Here is an 18,987-nt window from a genome sequence, read left to right as displayed (position 1 = left end):
GAATTTATAAATTCATTGAACGCTTATACTTTGCAACCATACCGTTAATATATTCATCATGGGTTGGAAGTTTAGTGATTGGCTCTTTTTTAATTTCCAACAATCTCATTAACATTTGATTTAATTGTGAGTCAGGAACACTGTTTACTAATCCGTGATAATCCATTGGCATAATACCCTGCCCGTACATAACCTGTAGCCATGAACTCTCAAGGAACAAGTCATTTTGTTCGCGTAGCAAATTACCGCTTTCTTTGAACAATTCAATCTTGTGTGCAAGAGAATCAGGCAATGTGATATTTCGCATATCATTGAAAAAAGCACTGTCGGTTCTCTCGTTTACGTTGTAGTGCAAAACAAGAAAATCTCTAATTTGTTCAAATTCTAATTCAGACTGCTTGTTGTACTCAGATTCCAGCGTTGGGGCAAAACCATTGTGCGGAAACAATTGAATCAAGCGAACGATTGCAGATTGGATAAGGTGAATACTGGTGGATTCGAGGGGCTCTAAGAACCCACTTGATAAACCTACTGCGACTACATTTTTATACCACTGCTTACGTCTTCTGCCCGTAGTAAACTTAATCAGCTTAGGGTCGCCTAGTGGTTTGGTATCTAAGTTTGACAACAAGGTCTCACAGGCTTGATCATCACTGATATAGCGCGAGCTGTACACGTGACCGTTACCGTTCCTGTGCTGTAGAGGTATTCGCCACTGCCAACCCGCATCGTGTGCAATAGAGCGCGTGTAAGGTGCGGTTTTTTCATGTCGTTCGGACGGAACAGCAAGAGCGCTATCACAAGGCAGCAAGTGGGACCAATCATCATAACCAGCGCCTAGCGCTCCCTCTATCAGTAACCCCTTAAAGCCTGTGCAATCGACAAACAAGTCTCCCTTAATCTCTTCGCCACTTTCCAGATGTAGCGATTGAATAAAGCCACTGTCTGAACAACGTTGAACTCGTGCTATTTTGCCTTCTTTACGTACAACCCCCATGTTTTCACTCAGTTTACGTAAATACTGTGCATACAAGCTAGCGTCAAAATGATAAGCAAATGGCAACTCGACAACAGGGTCTTTAGCATTTATCTGCGCAAACCGACCCGCTTCTGCCGCGTGAAAATTTAGGTCAAAGTCCCAAAGGTCGTGAGTTAATCCTTGTTGGCGGGCTTTTACCCAATAGTGATGGAAATGACAAAACGCCATGCTTTTACCTGGAGCACCGAAGGTGTGGTAGTAGCTTTGTCCCTTTGTTTTCCAGTTTTCGAACCGTATCGCAAGTTTAATTGTCGCCTTGGTATCATGAATGAACTGTGCTTCATCGATACCTAGCACTTGGTTAACCAGCCTAATTGGGGGAATAGTCGCTTCACCAACCCCTACTGTACCAATCGCTTCAGATTCAACCAAAGTGATATCAACGGCCTTGCCTAGCACCTTTTTCATTAGTGATGCAGCTAACCAACCTGCCGTTCCACCTCCGGCAATGACTACTCGCTTAATCGGTTTATTTTGAGGATTCTGCATAAACTTCTCGCAACTCGTACCTAAAATTTCAAGGGATCGCTTTTACACAAAAAGAAAAGCCACCATTTGCTCTCTCTTTTAGCACAGGCTAAAACAAAAAGCAGCAGGTGGCTTTACACACACGAAGTAATTAGAACTTGTAGTTGAATCCTAGCAAGTAGTTAGTTCCGTAAGTTTGGAACTGGGTGATTTGACGAGAATCAGCTGCAGAAGCTTGAATATCATCTTCATCAGTCAGGTTTTGAGCTTGAAGTGTAACGCGTAAACCTTCTAGATATTCAATACCAGACTCGCTGAAATCGTAACCAATTTGCGCATCAACAAGCGTACCGCCCTGTTTAGTTGCATCAACTAACGCTAAGCTAACACCACGCTCTTCAGTTAGGTAAGGGTCACGCTTTGTAGCAGCCAAACGGAACTCGAATCCTGCATTTTCATAGAAGAATGTCATGCTGTATGACTCTTCAGAAAGGCCTGGGATACGGGTTTCAGACTGACCAGGCGCCGCATCAACTTCGCCGTCCATAAAGGTTGCACTTGCAAACAAGCCAAAGCCTTCAAGTGAATCGTGGATCATGTCAAATGGTAATGAACCTTGAAGTTCGTAACCGCGAACAAAACCTTCAAATCCATCTAGTACGCTGCTAACTTGTCCTGTGAACAGCACAGGCGCTTGACCTTCAGAACCTTGGTGAAGTTCTGGAATGTAGAACTCTGTGAAGTCCGCTACAATAGACGTGCTACGATGCCAGTTCTTGATGTCTTTGTAGAAGAATGACACAGCGAAGTAACCCGTATCTGCAAAATAGTTCTCATAAGCAAGGTCAAACTGGTTTGCTTCTAGTGGGCGAAGTTCAGGGTTGCCAGCGCTACCGCCCCATGGACCATTTTCGATGTCTGGGCTAGTGATTTGGTTGTCGTTGAATGAGAACGTAACCTGAGTATTAGGACGCATATCATCCATACGCGGACGAGAAATAACCTTGCTCAAACCCAAACGTACGAATTGTCCCTCAGCAACTTCAGCTGAAAGGTTAAGCGTTGGAAGTACGTCTGTGTAATCTGCACCACCTGTTACCGGGTTGGCAATGGTGTAACCTTCACGGTCTGATGTTGCAGAGAAACCTGTTGACTGTTGGTCTGCACTAACAACCTGAAGACCTACGTTACCGCGAACCCAGATATCACCAATTTCCATCTCTAGGTCTAGTTTAGTGTAAAGCGTAAGTAGTTCTTCATCTACAGTGTAAGTATCACCTAAACGGTCGTTCTGCACACGGCTTGCATCGCTTTCAATATAATAACCGCTCTCATAAAGACCTAGAGAATCATATGCTAGAACGCCATCAATACCGATAAAGTTAAGGTTTGTTACACCTAGAACGTCTGGTATTGCAGCATCACCAGGGTATGCCGGAGCAGTTAAGTATGCACCGTTGTTGTCTTTAGATTTTGAACGATCTGAATATACGACACCCGCTGAAAGGCCGGTAACTACACCCCAATCCACAAAACCTTTAACATCTAAGCGAAGCGTATCAAGCTCTTCTTCGAAAAGCGGTTGGTTTACAAAGCCATCTTGTGCATCAGACTCTAGTAAAGGACGTGCGCCCCATGCTTGCGGACCTGCAAGGCTGATAAGCGTTGGGTCGGTTAGGTCAACTGGAGCAATTGTTGGATGATCCGAGAACATTACGCCAGAAGAAGTCATTTCCCAGCTACGTGCGGTAATTGGACGACCTTCAGTACCAGCACGACCGACACCAGAATAACTTTCTACATCAATGATTTCTTTTTCTACTTTACCTGTAGAGTAATCAAGTTCTAGTGTCCAAGAGTCATTGATTTGGTATTCAGCATTAATACCTACAGTAGTGAGGTCTGCTTCTTGACGACGTGCATCGTTACGTACAACGCTATAGAAACCGTCAGAATAACCACTAGTAACTAAACCGTTCTCTACACCTGTAATAGTGTAAGCACTTGTACCCCACTCTGCACCGCCTTCTTCAAGACCACGACGAACGTCGTCTTCTACGAAATCGATATAAAGCGCATCAAGTTGGATATTAAGTTTATCAGTTGGCGCCCATTCAACTACTGCGGCGATTGAATCACGCTCTAGCATAGCTGAACGTTGGAATGAGTCGTGACCACCTAGGACTACCGTACCTTCTGGTACTTCTACAGAGTCAAGGTCGCGACGTTCATTATCAAGGTTTACACCTGCATAACCCCAGCCACGGAAGTGTTGTTCTTGACGAGGAGATTCCATGCTTGCAACTGTCAAAGCTAGACCAATTGTGTCGTTGGCGAACTGGTCTACAAAGTTAACAGATATACGGTGACCGTCGTTGTCAAAATCAGGGTTTGGAGAGTCTTCGGCATTTTTCTCGAACGTGCCGTTTACAGTAAACGTGCTTTCTGCCGTTAGAGGCTTAACCGTTTGAAGGTCAATTGAACCACCGATGTTTTGAGTAGTCATACCCGCTTCTGGCGTTTTATATACCAGAATGTTAGAAATGATTTCCGTTGGGTAAAGGTCAAACTCAACCCCGCGGTTGTCGCCCATACCTAGAAGTTCACGACCGTTTAAAGACGTTCCTACATAGTTTTCGTTAAAACCACGAACAGAGATACCACTGGTACGACCGTTACGACGTTCACCAGTAACACCAGGAAGACGTGCTATTGATTCTGCAATACTAGTATCTGGAAGCTTACCAATATCTTCTGCTGATAGCGCTTCAACGATTGAAGTGTTATCCATCTTGATCGCTTGAGCACGCTGAAGGCTTCCGCGAATACCGCTAACCTGAATTACTTCAAGGTTTGCTTCATCAACAGCATCAGTGTTTGCATCTTGCGCAAACGCTGGTGCACTACCAAACGCCATACCGCCTGAAATAAGCGCAGCTTTAATTAGGTTGGGTTTAAATTGTTTCATAAAACGGGTGTCCCATACGGTTATAGTTGTTGTCTTTTTGTTGTTCTTATGACAATTAAATGACAATACATCTCGTCGGCATAATGCTATAGAGGACCTAGGGTTTGCACAATTGCCTGCATACGTATTCAATAAAATTTGTGCAACACGGCGTTAACAAAGGATATGCACATTAATATGTAATTTAACAACACAAAATGCGTATTTTCGGGCTTTTGGCGCAAATAGTTGTAATTTTGTTACATGTAAACTTGAAGAAATGTTAATAAACGGGCACAAAAAAGCCCGCGCTAGGCGGGCTTTTAAACAAGTTTGTAAAGCGTTAGCTTACCAACCAGTTGTTTCGCGAAGTGCCTTACCGATATCGGCAAGTGAACGAACAGTTTTAACGCCTGCGTCTTCTAGTGCTTTGAACTTCTCATCAGCAGTACCTTTACCGCCTGCGATGATTGCACCAGCGTGACCCATACGCTTGCCTGGAGGAGCAGTAACACCAGCGATGTAAGAAACAACAGGTTTAGTTACATTCGCTTTGATGAACGCCGCAGCTTCTTCTTCAGCAGTACCGCCGATCTCACCGATCATTACGATAGCTTCAGTTTGCGGATCGTCTTGGAACATCTGAAGGATGTCGATGAAGTTAGAACCAGGAATAGGGTCACCACCGATACCAACACAAGTAGACTGGCCGAAACCTTCGTCAGTAGTTTGTTTAACTGCTTCGTACGTAAGCGTACCAGAGCGAGAAACAATACCTACTTTACCAGGCTTGTGAATATGACCAGGCATGATACCAATCTTACACTCTCCAGGAGTGATAACACCTGGGCAGTTTGGACCAATCATGCGAACGCCTTTTGCTTCAACGTATTCTTTAACGTAAAGCATGTCTAGCGTTGGGATACCTTCAGTGATACATACGATTAGCTCAATACCCGCATCTGCAGCTTCAACGATTGAATCTTTACAGAAAGGAGCTGGTACGTAGATAACTGTTGCAGTTGCGCCAGTTGCTTCTACCGCTTCACGTACAGTATTGAATACTGGAAGACCTAGGTGCTCAGTACCGCCCTTGCCTGGTGTTACACCACCAACCATTTGCGTACCGTAAGCAATTGCTTGCTCAGAGTGGAATGTACCCTGACCGCCAGTGAAACCCTGACAAATTACTTTAGTATCTTTATTAATTAATACAGACATTATTTGCCCTCCGCTGCAGCAACAACTTTCTGTGCTGCATCAGTTAGCGATTCAGCAGCGATGATATCAAGACCTGAGTTCGCTAGAACCTCACGGCCAAGTTCTGCATTGGTACCTTCAAGGCGCACAACAACTGGCACTTTAACGCCAACTTCTTTAACTGCACCGATAATACCTTCAGCGATCATGTCACAACGAACGATACCACCGAAGATGTTAACCAATACCGCTTTAACATTGTCATCAGAAAGGATGATTTTAAATGCTTCAGCAACACGCTCTTTAGTTGCACCACCACCAACGTCTAGGAAGTTAGCTGGCTTACCACCGTGTAGGTTTACGATGTCCATGGTACCCATTGCTAGACCTGCACCGTTAACCATACAACCTACGTTACCGTCTAGTGCTACGTAGTTTAGTTCCCACTGAGCAGCGTGAGCTTCACGCGCATCTTCTTGTGAAGGATCTTGCATATCTTTCAGCTTAGGCTGACGATAAAGCGCGTTTCCATCGATACCTACTTTTGCGTCTAGGCAGTGTAGGTTACCGTCAGTTTTGATAACTAGCGGGTTAATTTCGATTAGGGCAACGTCAAGCTCTTCAAACATCTTAGCTAGGCCAAGGAAAATTTGAGTGAATTGCTTGATTTGAACGCCAGAAAGACCAAGTTTAAACGCCATTTCGCGTGCTTGGTAAGGCTGAGGACCAACAATTGGGTCGATTTCAGCTTTAAGGATTTTTTCTGGAGTCTCTTCTGCAACAGTTTCAATCTCAACGCCACCTTCAGTAGAAGCCATGAATACAACGCGACGGGTTGTACGGTCAACTACTGCACCAAGGTAAAGCTCGTTAGCGATATCTGTGCAAGATTCTACTAGGATTTTGCTCACAGGCTGACCGTTTTCGTCAGTCTGGAAAGTCACCAAATTTTTGCCAAGCCAGTTTTCAGCGAAAGCGCGAATGTCGTCTTTGTTTTTAACTAGCTTTACACCGCCAGCTTTACCGCGACCGCCCGCGTGTACCTGACACTTAACTACCCACTCGTTTCCGCCAATTCGGTCAGCGGCTTCTACAGCACCTTGAGCAGTGTCTGCTGCGTATCCTTCAGAAACAGGCAAACCGTATTCTTTGAATAGCTGCTTACCTTGGTATTCATGCAAATTCATGGTGTTTCTATCCGATTTTTAGTAAGACAAAAGCCGCAAATGCGACTTGATTAGTTTGACTGATATTATAGGGCAAATATCAGCGTTGCGTTAGGCGCAAAGCAAGCATACACAAGCTAAGCGCCTAACCACAATTCCGTGAGACGAAAGTCTTATACGTCTAGAAGTAGACGTGTTGGATCTTCTAGCATCTCTTTAACGGTTACCAAGAAACCTACTGATTCTTTACCATCGATAATACGGTGGTCATAAGAAAGCGCTAGGTACATCATTGGTAGAATTTCTACTTTGCCATTAACAGCCATTGGGCGGTCTTGGATTTTATGCATACCCAAGATAGCGCTCTGTGGCGGGTTAATGATTGGTGTAGACATTAGTGAACCAAACACACCACCGTTGGTGATTGTGAAATTACCACCTTGTAGTTCAGCCAATGACAGCTTACCGTCACGGCCTTTAAGTGCTAGTTCCTTAATTCCTTTTTCAACACCTGCCATGCCTAGTGTGTCAGTATCTTTAAGTACTGGTGTCACAAGGCCACGCGGTGTAGAAACAGCAATCGATACGTCGAAGTAGTTGTGATAAACAATGTCATCACCGTCGATTGACGCGTTAACTTCAGGGAAACGTTTAAGTGCTTCGGTTACCGCTTTCACATAGAAAGACATGAAACCAAGACGAATACCGTGACGCTTCTCGAAGCTGTCTTGATACTGCTTACGAAGATCCATAATTGGCTTCATGTTAACTTCGTTAAACGTAGTTAACATTGCCGTAGAGTTCTTCGCTTCTAGAAGACGGTTAGCAATAGTCTTACGAAGACGCGTCATTGGAACACGCTTCTCAGTACGGTTACCCGTTGGCAATTCTGCTGATACAGATTCAGTTGAAGCAGGTGCTGCTTTTGCTGAGCTTTCGCCACCTTTAAGGTACTTTTCAACGTCTTCTTTAGTGATACGGCCGTTTTTACCTGTACCTTTCACTTTAGCTGCGTCAACGCCTTTTTCAGCAAGTAAACGACGTACTGATGGACTAAGCGCATCGCTACTGTCGTCACTGTCGTCGTTATCGCTTGATGCCGCCGGAGCAGAAGCGCCGCTTGCAGCACCTTCTACAAATTTTGCAATTACTTCTTCAGCAGTTACCGTAGCGCCTTCTTCTGCAAGAATTTCTGCAAGAGAGCCGTCTGCTGGTGCCACAACTTCAAGCACGACTTTATCAGTTTCGATATCAACCAGGTTTTGGTCGCGAGAAACAGCTTCACCTACAGCAACGTGCCATGTAGCGATAGTTGCGTCAGCTACAGATTCTGGAAGTACTGGCACTTTAACATCAGAAGTTTTACCAGAAGCCGCTGGTGCCGCGTCTGATTTTGAATCGTCTTTTGCTTTGCTTTCTGTTTTGGCTTCAGCCGGTGCAGCCGCTCCGCCCTTTTCTAGTTTAGCAATAACTTGTTCGCCTAAAACAGTTGCACCCTCTTCGTTTAGGATCTCACCAATTGTACCGTCCGCTGGCGCCACAACTTCTAAAACCACTTTATCAGTTTCAATATCAACCAGGTTCTGGTCTCGTTTAACTGCGTCACCGGCCTTTACGTGCCAGGTTGCAATGGTGGCATCGGCAACTGACTCAGGTAGAACCGGAACTTTTATCTCAATTGTCATTACTGTTCCTTATTTAATTGTGAGTGCGTTTTCAACCAGGGCTTTCTGTTGCTGGTTGTGAACGGATACATAACCTACTGCAGGTGACGAGGATGCATCACGGCCTGCATATGTTAATTTTGCACCATCTGGAATTGCTTGCCAGAAGTGGTGTTGGCTACAGTACCAAGCGCCTTGGTTTTGAGGCTCTTCTTGACACCAAACCCAATCTTTTACATGGCTGTATTGTGCCACAACTTTAGCGCATTCTTCTTGTGGGAATGGATAAAGTTGCTCTAAACGGATGATTGCAACGTCTGTTTGCTCATTTTTACGGCGCTGGTCTAACAAATCGTAGTAAACCTTGCCCGAACACATAACGACACGTTTCACATTCTTCGGATCGATATCATCAATTTCACCGATTACGTTATGGAATTTACCTTCTGCTAGCTCTTCAAGTGAAGATACCGCAAGAGGATGACGTAATAGTGACTTAGGCGACATTACGATAAGTGGCTTACGCATAGGGCGCACCACTTGGCGACGAAGCATGTTATAAACCTGCGCAGGTGTAGAAGGCACACACACTTGCCAGTTGTGATCAGCACACATTTGAAGGAAACGTTCAAGGCGTGCAGAACTGTGCTCTGGTCCCTGACCTTCATAACCATGGGGCAGTAAAACGGTTAGACCACACAAACGGCCCCATTTCGCTTCACCAGAGCTTAAGAATTGGTCAAAAACAACCTGCGCACCGTTAGCGAAATCACCAAACTGGGCTTCCCAAATAGTCAGACATGTAGGCTCTGCTGTCGCATAACCATACTCAAATGCCATTACTGCTTCTTCCGAAAGCACAGAGTCGTAAATTTCAATTTCACCCTGACCTTCACGAATATGCTGTAGTGGCATATACGTCGATGCGTCTTTTTGATTGTGCAATACCGCGTGACGGTGGAAGAAAGTACCACGGCCTGAATCCTGACCTGTAATACGAATATCTTCGCCGGCATCTACGATAGTGGCATAAGCTAAGTTCTCTGCCATACCCCAATCAAGTAGCTTTTCACCCGCGACCATCGCTTTACGGTCTTGGTAAAGCTTGTTTACACGAGACTGAAGCTTGTGCTCTTCAGGAATAGTAGTGATTGACTCACCAAGCTCTTTAAGCTTCTCAACTGAAAGCGCTCCATCGTAAGGCGTATCCCAGTCGTGACCAAGGTACGGAGACCAGTCAACGCTATGCTCTGTCATCGGACGCCACTCTTCAACAACGCACGCGCCATGGTCAAGAGCTTCACGGTACTCTTCAACATAACGATCTGCATCGCGTTGTTCTATCACACCTTCAGCAATTAGCTGATCAGCATAGATTACGCGTGGAACTGGATGCTTTTTAATTTTTTGGTACATCAACGGCTGCGTAGCATTTGGCTCATCCGCTTCGTTGTGACCATGACGACGGTAACAAACTAAATCAATTACAACGTCTTTCTTAAACTTATTACGGTATTCAAGCGCAAGCTGTGTAACAAAGGCAACCGCTTCAGGATCGTCAGAGTTCACGTGGAAAATTGGCGCCTGTACCATTTTAGCAATGTCAGTACAGTATTGTGTAGAACGAGTATCTTCAGTTTTAGACGTCGTGAAACCAACCTGGTTGTTTACCACGATTCGAACTGTACCACCCACAGCAAAGCCACGAGTTTGTGACATGTTGAAGGTTTCTTGAACTACACCCTGACCTGCTATTGCCGAGTCACCGTGAATAGTAATTGGAAGTACAGTATTGGTGTCGTTGTTGCGGCGAGCAAGACGTGCACGTACTGACCCCATTACTACTGGGTTAACGATTTCAAGGTGAGACGGGTTAAATGCTAGCGCTAAGTGAACGTTGCCACCAGGCGTTGCAAAATCTGAAGAGAAGCCTGCGTGATACTTAACGTCACCCGCACCTAGTGAGTCGTCGTGCTTACCTGAGAATTCGTCAAACAGGACAGAAGGGTTTTTACCCAGCACGTTAACTAGAACATTCAAACGACCACGGTGAGCCATGCCGATAACCACTTCTTTGGTACCCGCAGTGCCTGCTTTGGTAATTAAACCTTTAAGCATTGGAATAAGTGCGTCGCCACCTTCTAGCGAGAAACGCTTTGCACCTGGGAATTTAGAACCCAAATACTTTTCCATTCCGTCAGCCGCAGTAAGGCCTTTAAGAATGCCTAACTTCTCATCGCGAGAAATTTCAGGTTTTGCTTGAACAGATTCAATTTTTTGTTGTAACCAACGCTTCTGCTCGGTATCAGTGATGTGCATATATTCTGCACCGATAGAGCCACAATAAGTGCGGTTAAGCGATTTAAACAGTTCACCAAGCGGCATAGAATCTTTGCCAATAGCATAAGACCCTACATTGAAGACTGAATCAAAATCTTGTTCAGAAAGGCTGTGGTGAGATAATTCAAGGTCGCGAACACGCTCTTGTTTCCATAGACCAAGAGGGTCTAAGTTAGCGTGCTGGTGCCCGCGGAAGCGGAACGCGTTAATTAACTGAAGAACTTTAACTTGCCTGTCGTCTGAAACACTTGCAGAAGGCACAGACGGACTAGACATGCGGGCTGTAGGCCCTAACGCAGCAAGTTGCCTAAATTGATTTTTAATTGTTGTATGATTGGTTTCTAACTCTACGCCATCGACTTTGGGGAGGTTATCGAAGATTTGTCGCCAATTTTCAGAGACACTTTGCGGGTCTTCTAAATAGGTTTCATACAACTCTTCAACATAGGCAGCGTTGGCACCTGCCATGTGCGAGGAATCCCACCACGCTTTCATCACGCTTTCTTGCATTTAATTTGCCTTGCTACGTTTTATAAAATCTAGTTAACAATCAAGATGTATTATAAGGTTATTCTCAGCATAACCAAGTGTTATAACAGCGAATATATAAAAAAATAGCCATCCTTTTGGGATGGCTATTTAGAGCATCACTATCTGTAACTTTAGGAAGTTAACAGAATATAGTACTAAACAGCCCGTTGTAAAAGCATAGACTTAATTTGGCCTATTGCTTTAGTTGGGTTTAAGCCCTTAGGACATACACTTACACAGTTCATGATACCGTGACAGCGGAATACGCTGAACGCATCATCAAGGTCGTTAAGACGCTCTTCAGTTGCTGTATCACGGCTATCGATAAGGAAACGATAAGCGTGAAGCAGACCAGCAGGACCGATGAACTTATCAGGGTTCCACCAGAATGACGGGCATGAAGTTGAACAACATGCACATAAAATACACTCGTAAAGACCGTCTAGTTTTGCACGCTCCTCTGGCGACTGTAAGTGCTCGCGCGCTGGCGGTTGCTTACTGTCGTTGATTAAGAACGGCTTAATCTTCTCGTATTGTGTATAGAACTGCGTCATATCAACAACAAGGTCACGTACTACCGGTAGACCTGGAAGTGGACGAACTACTATTTTACCTTTGCCCAGTGCAGAAAGCGGAGTAATACACGCTAGGCCGTTTTTGCCGTTCATGTTCACACCGTCTGAACCACATACACCTTCGCGGCACGAGCGACGGAAAGAAAGCGTCGGATCTTGCTCTTTAAGTGCAAGTAGCGCGTCTAGCACCATCATGTCCTGACCTTCCTCTACTTCTAGAGTGTAGTCTTGCATGCGAGGCTTCGCATCTACTTCTGGGTTATAACGATAAATCGAAAAAGTTAATTGCATGATCGTTGCCTCTCTTAATATGAACGCACTTTAGGCGGGAATGCTTCCCTAAGCTTAGGCGCCATATTCACTTCACGTTTAAGCATTTTATCAGTGTTCGGATCGTAGATACTGTGGCATAACCAGTTATCATCATCACGGTCCGGGAAGTCGAAGCGGCTGTGAGCGCCACGGCTTTCCGTTCTGAAGTTCGCTGCTACTGCTGTGCTGTACGCGGTTTCCATTAGGTTATCAAGCTCTAAACACTCAATACGCTGGGTATTGAAGTCTGCGCTCTTGTCGTCAAGGCGTGCATGCTTAAGACGCTCGCGAATTTCGCTAAGCTCTTTAAGACCTTCCGCCATTGCTTCACCTTCACGGAATACTGAGAAGTTAAGCTGCATGCATTTCTGCAAGTCTTTCTTAATTTGAACTGGGTCTTCGCCCTTACCTTTCTCTGAATTTTCCCAACGATTGAAACGCGTCATAGAAGCTTCAAGATCAGACTCTGATGCGTCGCGCGTTGGTGCCATTTCAGACAATGTCTTACCAAGATGTAAACCAGTCGCGCGACCGAATACAACAAGGTCAAGTAGTGAGTTACCGCCAAGACGGTTCGCACCGTGTACAGATACACATGCAATCTCACCACAAGCAAATAGACCGTTAACAACCTTGTCGTTACCGTTTTCATCAACCGTTAGACATTGGCCATCAACATTTGTAGGAATACCACCCATCATATAGTGACAAGTAGGAATTACTGGAATTGGCTCTTTCACTGGGTCAACGTGTGCAAACGTACGTGAAAGTTCAAGGATACCAGGTAGACGAGACTCAAGAACGTCTTTACCAAGGTGGTCAAGCTTAAGCTTAATGTGAGTACCCCATGGGCCTTCACAACCACGACCTTCACGAATTTCAGTCATCATTGAACGCGCAACAACGTCACGACCAGCAAGGTCTTTCGCGTTAGGTGCATAACGTTCCATGAAACGTTCGCCGTCTTTGTTTAGGAGGTAACCACCTTCACCACGACAACCTTCTGTTACCAATGTTCCTGCGCCAGCTATACCCGTTGGGTGGAACTGCCACATTTCCATATCCTGAACCGCAACGCCTGCACGAAGTGCCATACCAACACCGTCACCAGTATTGATGTGTGCGTTTGTAGTAGATGCGTAGATTCGACCAGCACCGCCTGTTGCTAGTACAACAGCGCGAGACTTGAAGTAAACCACTTCTCCAGACTCGATATCAATTGCGGTACAACCCACAACGTCGCCGTCTTGGTTTTTAACTAGGTCTAGTGCATACCACTCAGAGAATACTTTGGTCTTGTTCTTTACGTTTTGCTGGTAAAGAAGGTGAAGAAGTGCGTGACCAGTACGGTCAGCTGCAGCCGCGGTACGTGCGCCCTGCTCTCCACCAAAGTTTTTAGACTGACCACCAAAAGGACGCTGGTAGATTTTACCATTTTCGAAACGCGAGAACGGTAAACCCATGTTCTCCATTTCAATAATTGCTTCTGGGCCAGTTTTACACATGTATTCGATTGCGTCTTGGTCACCGATATAATCAGAGCCCTTAACGGTGTCATACATGTGCCATTCCCAGTTGTCTTCGTGTGAATTACCAAGTGCTACGGTAATACCACCCTGCGCAGACACAGTGTGAGAACGGGTTGGAAATACTTTAGATAACAGTGCACATGATTTACCAGACTGTGAAATCTGTAATGCTGCGCGCATACCTGCACCGCCAGCACCAATTACAACTGCATCAAACTCGTGAACGGGTAAACTCATTTTACACTCCCCACAATACGAATAGGCCAACAGCTACATAGCCGAATGCGATGATATTTAAGATATATTGTAGTCCTGCGCGCAGACCTGCTGATTTAACATAGTCTGTAAGCACCTGCCAAAGGCCGATGCGCACGTGGATCATCACTGCTACTAGTGTTGCCAATGTGAAAACTTTCATAGCTAGGCCAGAGAACAATCCTCGCCATTCGATAAACGTTAGGTTATCGGTGGTAATGAAAAACCACGCCATGAAAACCGAGTACGCGAAAATAATTGCTGCTGTAGCGCGAAGTGAAACGTAGTCTTGTACGCCGTCACGCTTAATGCTTGCTTGGTTGGTTACCATAATGCAACTCCCAATACTACGGTCAGTACAACCCAAAGTGCGATTACTGCTTTTGCACTTGTGTTACCCGACTCTAATTCTTCCCAGTGACCTAAATCCATAACAACGTGTCTTAGGCCGCCTAGAATGTGATACGTCAGCGCTGAAGCTGTGCCAATTGCGACAAATTTTCCAAGGAAACCGTCCATGATTGCATGTACGTCCGCGAAACCTTCAGGCGAATGAACAGAAACTGCCCATGCCCAGATAACAAAAAGTAGCGCGAAGAACATTGCAACACCGGTTACACGGTGGAGAATTGACGAAATAGCAGAGGGCGGAAATTTAATAGTATTGAGTTCTAAATTTACTGGTCTTTGCTTTTTCACAATGTATGCCTGTTTAATCCGTAGGGGATAATGAATTTCTTACCTTTATTATGTCCTGAGTAAGTGAATTCGATTTTTAACCTGTTAATTGCCTCATCCACTGAGTTGTTAACAATTTGTGAATTATTCTTTAATGCCTGTAACAGAATAATTATTCCATTCCAAAAGCACCGCTGAGTATATCCAGCGTAGTATATAATTACAATTTTTTGTGCCGTAGTAAGACTTTAGTCGCTATATGCACTTTTACGATAATTATTTTGAATAAAAAGAGATCAAAATTGTGCGCAACACGTTTAAACGAGCGCAATTACAGTGTTGAGAAGTTTACCAGTAGCCAAATGGAATAACTATGCATATCAACAAGAAATTAAGCACATTTAATCTGTATGAGTATTTATTCCACATCAAAAGGTTACTTTTTAAACTAACCTGTTAATATATTTATCGATCGGTGGTTTACCTTTGTCGAAAAGCCATTGATAATTGCACCGTATCGGGCAAAGTGAATTCCCAACGAGTTAATTAATCGTTATCTGATTGCTATTATTTTTTTAAGCAATTCGGAATATTTATTGTGCATATATGCAATTAAATTGACTTGTTGGTACATAATAAAGTACAAATACGCCCACTTTTCCCAACGAAGCGGATATTTTCGTCCGTTTTCGCTGCAAACAGAACCATTCTGAGGAGAGCATTTTATGGCAGATCAGAAAGCCATTCTTAAAGCCGGCGGTAAGGAAATCGAGCTTCCTATCTTGTCTGGCACCGAAGGACAAGATGTAATCGATGTCCGTACGTTAGGCCAACACGGTTATTTCACGTACGACCCAGGTTTTATGGCGACAGGATCTTGCGAGTCTTCAATTACCTATATTGATGGCGCTCAAGGTGTGTTATTACACCGCGGTTTCCCTATTGAAGAGCTGGCGCGTGACGCAGACTACTTAGAAGTTTGCCACATGTTGCTTCACGGTGATGCACCAACAAAAGAACAGTACGAAGAGTTTAAAGAGACAATTACTCGTCACACCATGGTACATGAACAAATTAACATGTTCTTCCACGGTTTCCGCAACGACGCACACCCTATGGCAATGCTATGTGGTACCGTTGGCGCTATGTCTTCGTTCTATCACAGTGATTTAGACGTTTCTAATGAAGAGCAGCGTATCCGCAGCGCTCACCGTCTAATTGCTAAGATGCCTACCCTTGTTGCTATGTGCTACAAATACAACGTAGGTCAGCCATTCGTTTATCCACGTAACGATTTAAGCTACGCAGCTAACTTCCTGAACATGATGTTCTCTGTACCAGCAGAAGAATATCAAATCAGCCCAGCTGTTGAGCGCGCAATGGACCGTATCTTTACGCTACACGCAGATCACGAGCAAAATGCGTCAACGTCTACCGTTCGCCTTGCTGGTTCATCTGGTGCTAACCCGTACGCATGTATCTCTGCTGGTGTTGCTTCATTGTGGGGGCCTGCACACGGTGGTGCAAACGAAGCATGTCTGAACATGCTTGAAGAAATCGGTACTGTAGACCGCATTCCTGAGTTTATTGCACGTGCTAAAGACAAGAACGACCCGTTCCGTCTTATGGGCTTCGGTCACCGCGTTTACAAAAACCACGACCCTCGTGCAACAGTAATGCGTGAAAGCTGCCACGAAGTATTAAATGAACTTAACGTAAAAGATCCACTTCTAGAAGTTGCTATGGAACTTGAAAAAATTGCGTTAAGCGACCCATACTTCGCAGAGAAGAAACTGTTCCCGAACGTTGATTTCTACTCAGGCATCGTGCTTAAAGCTATCGGCATTCCAACTAACATGTTCACGTGTATCTTCGCTCTGTCTCGTACAGTAGGCTGGATCTCACATTGGCATGAGATGATGAGCGACCCTAAACAGAAGATTGGTCGTCCTCGTCAGCTATACACTGGCCACAGCCAGCGTAAATACACGCCAATTAAGTAATTAGTCAGGTAATACTGAACTTAGAACTATGCTTAATAGTAAAAATAGCGCCTATATGGCGCTATTTTTGTTTTTACACTTCTACTACAAGGAACACTAATGCCCTATTCTGCTGTCTTTTTAGGAATTGCCGGCCTTATTCCTTTTATTGCTATGCCTTTGGCGTATCAACTTAATTTATTACCATTAACCCAAAGTGCAGTTTACTTCGTTCAGTATTCAGCAGTGCTGTTATCGTTTTTTGGTGGTATTCATTGGTGGGATTCAATAAGCAACCAACGCTATGACAAACAAATGTTAATCGCGATGTTGCCGACCATTATTGGATGGATGTGCTTAGTATTCTCACACGATGTAAAAGTATTTGGCGTATTATCGCTTAGCTACGTCGCGGTATTAATCTATGACAAGTTCACTTTGAGCCTGCCTAAAGAACAAGTCGTTAGTTACATTAGCTTAAGAATGGGACTAACCAGCGTTGTTGTTATCTGCCACGCGTGGATGATTTACCTACTTGTATAATCTTGATTAGGCTAGCGCACAGTGTTCTTGGTTTAGGAACCTATCGCAGTTCTTTTGTAGCGCTAGTGGTTAGTGAAATACAATCACTACTGAAATGGACTCACGATTAGAATTCACTTGAACAAAATGTTACGCATAACCATATTAAACCTTTGATTTATAAACATTATCGGTTGTAAATTTTCATTAAGAAAAAAGGCGATAATATTTCAATATTATCGCCTTTATTTATTTGGCTTTCGTCGTTCGAAACGAAAAATGCCAACACTATTCTGCGCGAATAAGCGAAAGTAACTCTTCTGTTTTCTGCTCCATTAACGCAATGTCGCCTTTACTTTCTACATTTAAACGAATAACTGGTTCAGTGTTCGATTTACGCAAGTTGAAGCGCCATGTATCGAACTCAAGACCCAGGCCATCGGTAGTATCAACGACACTGGCAAGAGGCTGGTATTTGCTCGTCACTCGCTCTAAAGCGGCGTCAGCATCTTTTAGCTTACTGTTAATTTCACCTGAAGAAGGGAACGCCTCTATACGCGCTTTTACCATACTCGCGAGAGTTTGCTTCTTAACGCATACCAATTCGGCAATCAGTAACCATGGAATCATACCTGAATCACAGTAAGCAAAATCTCTAAAGTAATGGTGCGCGCTCATTTCACCGCCATACACTGCATCTTCTTTGCGCATACGCTCTTTAATAAATGCATGCCCTGTTTTAGATTTAATAGGAGTACCGCCTGCGTTCGCTACAACATCTTCCGTGTTCCAGTATACGCGAGGATCATAAATGATTTTGCTATCGGTATTTTTCTCAATGAAGGCTTCAGCTAACAAGCCAACAATATAATATCCCTCAATGAATTCACCGTCCGCATCAAATAAGAAACAGCGGTCAAAGTCACCATCCCAGGCGATACCAAAATCGGCGCCAGACGCTTTAACTGCACCGGCCGTATCAGCGCGGTTTTCAGGCAGTAATGGGTTGGGTATACCGTTAGGAAATTTACCATCCGCATTGTGATGTACTTTTATAAATTCAATCGGTACGCCCCGCGCAATCATTTCTTTTTCAATGGCGTCTAATGCTGGCCCAGCAGCACCATTACCTGCGTTAACTACTACTTTTAATGGCGTGAAATTATTTAAGTTAACGTAAGAAAGCATGTGAGAAACATAGTCGGACATACAAGACTTAACCGCATATTTATCGGTTTCAGAAAGCTTCTCTTTTTTTACATGAGCCGTACCATTAAAGAATGCTTCCGCGTCAATTATCGCCCCCTCTGTGTAGTGGGATAATCGCTCTGACACGTAGCTATCTTCCAATGCTTCCGCTTTATCTTTAATTGCATTTAAGCCAGTGTCACCACTGATTGGTATAGAACCCGCTTTAACCAGCTTCATGCCGTTGTAATTAATAGGGTTGTGGCTTGCCGTGACTTCAATGCCACCATCAACACCAAGATGCTTTGTAGCGAAGTAAATTTCTTCTGTTCCCGCCATGCCAATGTCAGTCACTGTTGCACCAGCGTCAATCAGCCCTGCACTTAACGCTAACTTTAGAGGTGTAGAGGTAAGACGCACGTCACTACCAACAACCACCGTCGTGGCAGCTAGTTCCTTAGCAAACGCATAACCAATTCGGTAAGCTACCTCTTCCGTTAGCTGTGAATTTAATTCGCCGCGAATGTCGTATGCTTTAAAGCAGGTAATTGGGGTTGCCATCTAGATCAAAATTCCCTGAGTTTTAACTAT

At 44.4% G+C, this 18,987-nt stretch carries 13 protein-coding genes; 2 read left to right on the top strand and 11 right to left on the bottom strand.

Annotation, left to right across the window (positions count from 1 at the left end):
- Nucleotides 1-4 precede the first annotated feature (4 nt).
- From BGK61_RS10030 to sdhC, 10 genes are all read right to left on the bottom strand, one after another.
- The gene (locus BGK61_RS10030) at nucleotides 5-1,528 is read right to left on the bottom strand and encodes a tryptophan halogenase family protein (RefSeq protein WP_076011511.1); all 1,524 of its coding nucleotides are present in this window, start codon (nucleotides 1,526-1,528) and stop codon (nucleotides 5-7) included.
- A 130-nt stretch (nucleotides 1,529-1,658) separates the two neighbouring features.
- On the bottom strand, nucleotides 1,659-4,475 hold the full coding sequence (locus BGK61_RS10025) for a TonB-dependent receptor (protein ID WP_014998327.1): 2,817 nt from the start codon (nucleotides 4,473-4,475) through the stop codon (nucleotides 1,659-1,661).
- A 327-nt stretch (nucleotides 4,476-4,802) separates the two neighbouring features.
- Nucleotides 4,803-5,675, bottom strand: coding sequence for a succinate--CoA ligase subunit alpha (sucD, locus tag BGK61_RS10020; RefSeq protein WP_014998326.1), 873 nt, complete (start codon nucleotides 5,673-5,675; stop codon nucleotides 4,803-4,805).
- Nucleotides 5,675-6,841: an ADP-forming succinate--CoA ligase subunit beta gene (gene sucC / locus BGK61_RS10015; RefSeq protein ID WP_014998325.1), complete on the bottom strand. Its 1,167-nt coding sequence runs from the start codon at nucleotides 6,839-6,841 to the stop codon at nucleotides 5,675-5,677. Before sucC ends, sucD begins: the two co-directional genes overlap by 1 nt.
- A 152-nt stretch (nucleotides 6,842-6,993) precedes the next feature.
- Nucleotides 6,994-8,505, bottom strand: coding sequence for a 2-oxoglutarate dehydrogenase complex dihydrolipoyllysine-residue succinyltransferase (odhB, locus tag BGK61_RS10010; RefSeq protein WP_076011510.1), 1,512 nt, complete (start codon nucleotides 8,503-8,505; stop codon nucleotides 6,994-6,996).
- 9 nt (nucleotides 8,506-8,514) lie between these two features.
- Nucleotides 8,515-11,334, bottom strand: coding sequence for a 2-oxoglutarate dehydrogenase E1 component (gene sucA, locus BGK61_RS10005; RefSeq protein ID WP_014998323.1), 2,820 nt, complete (start codon nucleotides 11,332-11,334; stop codon nucleotides 8,515-8,517).
- Nucleotides 11,335-11,510: 176 nt separating this feature from the next.
- Entirely contained in the window at nucleotides 11,511-12,221 is a 711-nt protein-coding gene (locus BGK61_RS10000) for a succinate dehydrogenase iron-sulfur subunit (protein WP_012518362.1), read from the bottom strand.
- Nucleotides 12,222-12,235: 14 nt separating this feature from the next.
- Nucleotides 12,236-14,008: a succinate dehydrogenase flavoprotein subunit gene (gene sdhA, locus BGK61_RS09995; protein WP_014949447.1), complete on the bottom strand. Its 1,773-nt coding sequence runs from the start codon at nucleotides 14,006-14,008 to the stop codon at nucleotides 12,236-12,238.
- A gap of 1 nt (nucleotide 14,009) precedes the next feature.
- Nucleotides 14,010-14,357, bottom strand: coding sequence for a succinate dehydrogenase, hydrophobic membrane anchor protein (gene sdhD / locus BGK61_RS09990; protein ID WP_075176567.1), 348 nt, complete (start codon nucleotides 14,355-14,357; stop codon nucleotides 14,010-14,012).
- Entirely contained in the window at nucleotides 14,351-14,725 is a 375-nt protein-coding gene (gene sdhC, locus BGK61_RS09985; RefSeq protein WP_076011509.1) for a succinate dehydrogenase, cytochrome b556 subunit, read from the bottom strand. Before sdhC ends, sdhD begins: the two co-directional genes overlap by 7 nt.
- A gap of 704 nt (nucleotides 14,726-15,429) precedes the next feature.
- On the opposite strand from sdhC, the gene BGK61_RS09980 reads away from it, so the two are divergent.
- Nucleotides 15,430-16,707, top strand: a complete 1,278-nt coding sequence (locus BGK61_RS09980) for a citrate synthase (protein ID WP_014998320.1) — start codon at nucleotides 15,430-15,432, stop codon at nucleotides 16,705-16,707.
- 99 nt (nucleotides 16,708-16,806) lie between these two features.
- Nucleotides 16,807-17,229, top strand: coding sequence for a DUF3429 domain-containing protein (locus tag BGK61_RS09975; protein WP_076011508.1), 423 nt, complete (start codon nucleotides 16,807-16,809; stop codon nucleotides 17,227-17,229).
- A gap of 267 nt (nucleotides 17,230-17,496) precedes the next feature.
- Here BGK61_RS09975 and BGK61_RS09970 read toward each other — a convergent pair whose 3' ends face one another.
- Nucleotides 17,497-18,957 carry a phosphohexomutase domain-containing protein gene (locus BGK61_RS09970; protein WP_076011507.1) on the bottom strand — a complete coding sequence of 487 codons (1,461 nt, stop codon included), beginning with the start codon at nucleotides 18,955-18,957 and terminating at the stop codon, nucleotides 17,497-17,499.
- Nucleotides 18,958-18,987: the final 30 nt, after the last annotated feature.

The organism is Alteromonas abrolhosensis (genome assembly GCF_001953635.1).
Taxonomy (GTDB): domain Bacteria; phylum Pseudomonadota; class Gammaproteobacteria; order Enterobacterales; family Alteromonadaceae; genus Alteromonas; species Alteromonas abrolhosensis.
This window is presented reverse-complemented; position numbering and strand designations above follow the sequence as displayed.

Bases quoted from the DNA above. Each gene is read 5' to 3' on its own strand.
- odhB (WP_076011510.1), bottom strand. From the start codon at position 8,505: ATGACAATTGAGATAAAAGTTCCGGTTCTACCTGAGTCAGTTGCCGAT.
- BGK61_RS09980 (WP_014998320.1), top strand. From the start codon at position 15,430: ATGGCAGATCAGAAAGCCATTCTTAAAGCCGGCGGTAAGGAAATCGAG.
- sdhD (WP_075176567.1), bottom strand. From the start codon at position 14,357: ATGGTAACCAACCAAGCAAGCATTAAGCGTGACGGCGTACAAGACTAC.
- BGK61_RS09975 (WP_076011508.1), top strand. From the start codon at position 16,807: ATGCCCTATTCTGCTGTCTTTTTAGGAATTGCCGGCCTTATTCCTTTT.
- sucA (WP_014998323.1), bottom strand. From the start codon at position 11,334: ATGCAAGAAAGCGTGATGAAAGCGTGGTGGGATTCCTCGCACATGGCA.
- sdhA (WP_014949447.1), bottom strand. From the start codon at position 14,008: ATGAGTTTACCCGTTCACGAGTTTGATGCAGTTGTAATTGGTGCTGGC.
- BGK61_RS10025 (WP_014998327.1), bottom strand. From the start codon at position 4,475: ATGAAACAATTTAAACCCAACCTAATTAAAGCTGCGCTTATTTCAGGC.
- BGK61_RS10030 (WP_076011511.1), bottom strand. From the start codon at position 1,528: ATGCAGAATCCTCAAAATAAACCGATTAAGCGAGTAGTCATTGCCGGA.
- sucC (WP_014998325.1), bottom strand. From the start codon at position 6,841: ATGAATTTGCATGAATACCAAGGTAAGCAGCTATTCAAAGAATACGGT.
- BGK61_RS09970 (WP_076011507.1), bottom strand. From the start codon at position 18,957: ATGGCAACCCCAATTACCTGCTTTAAAGCATACGACATTCGCGGCGAA.
- BGK61_RS10000 (WP_012518362.1), bottom strand. From the start codon at position 12,221: ATGCAATTAACTTTTTCGATTTATCGTTATAACCCAGAAGTAGATGCG.
- sucD (WP_014998326.1), bottom strand. From the start codon at position 5,675: ATGTCTGTATTAATTAATAAAGATACTAAAGTAATTTGTCAGGGTTTC.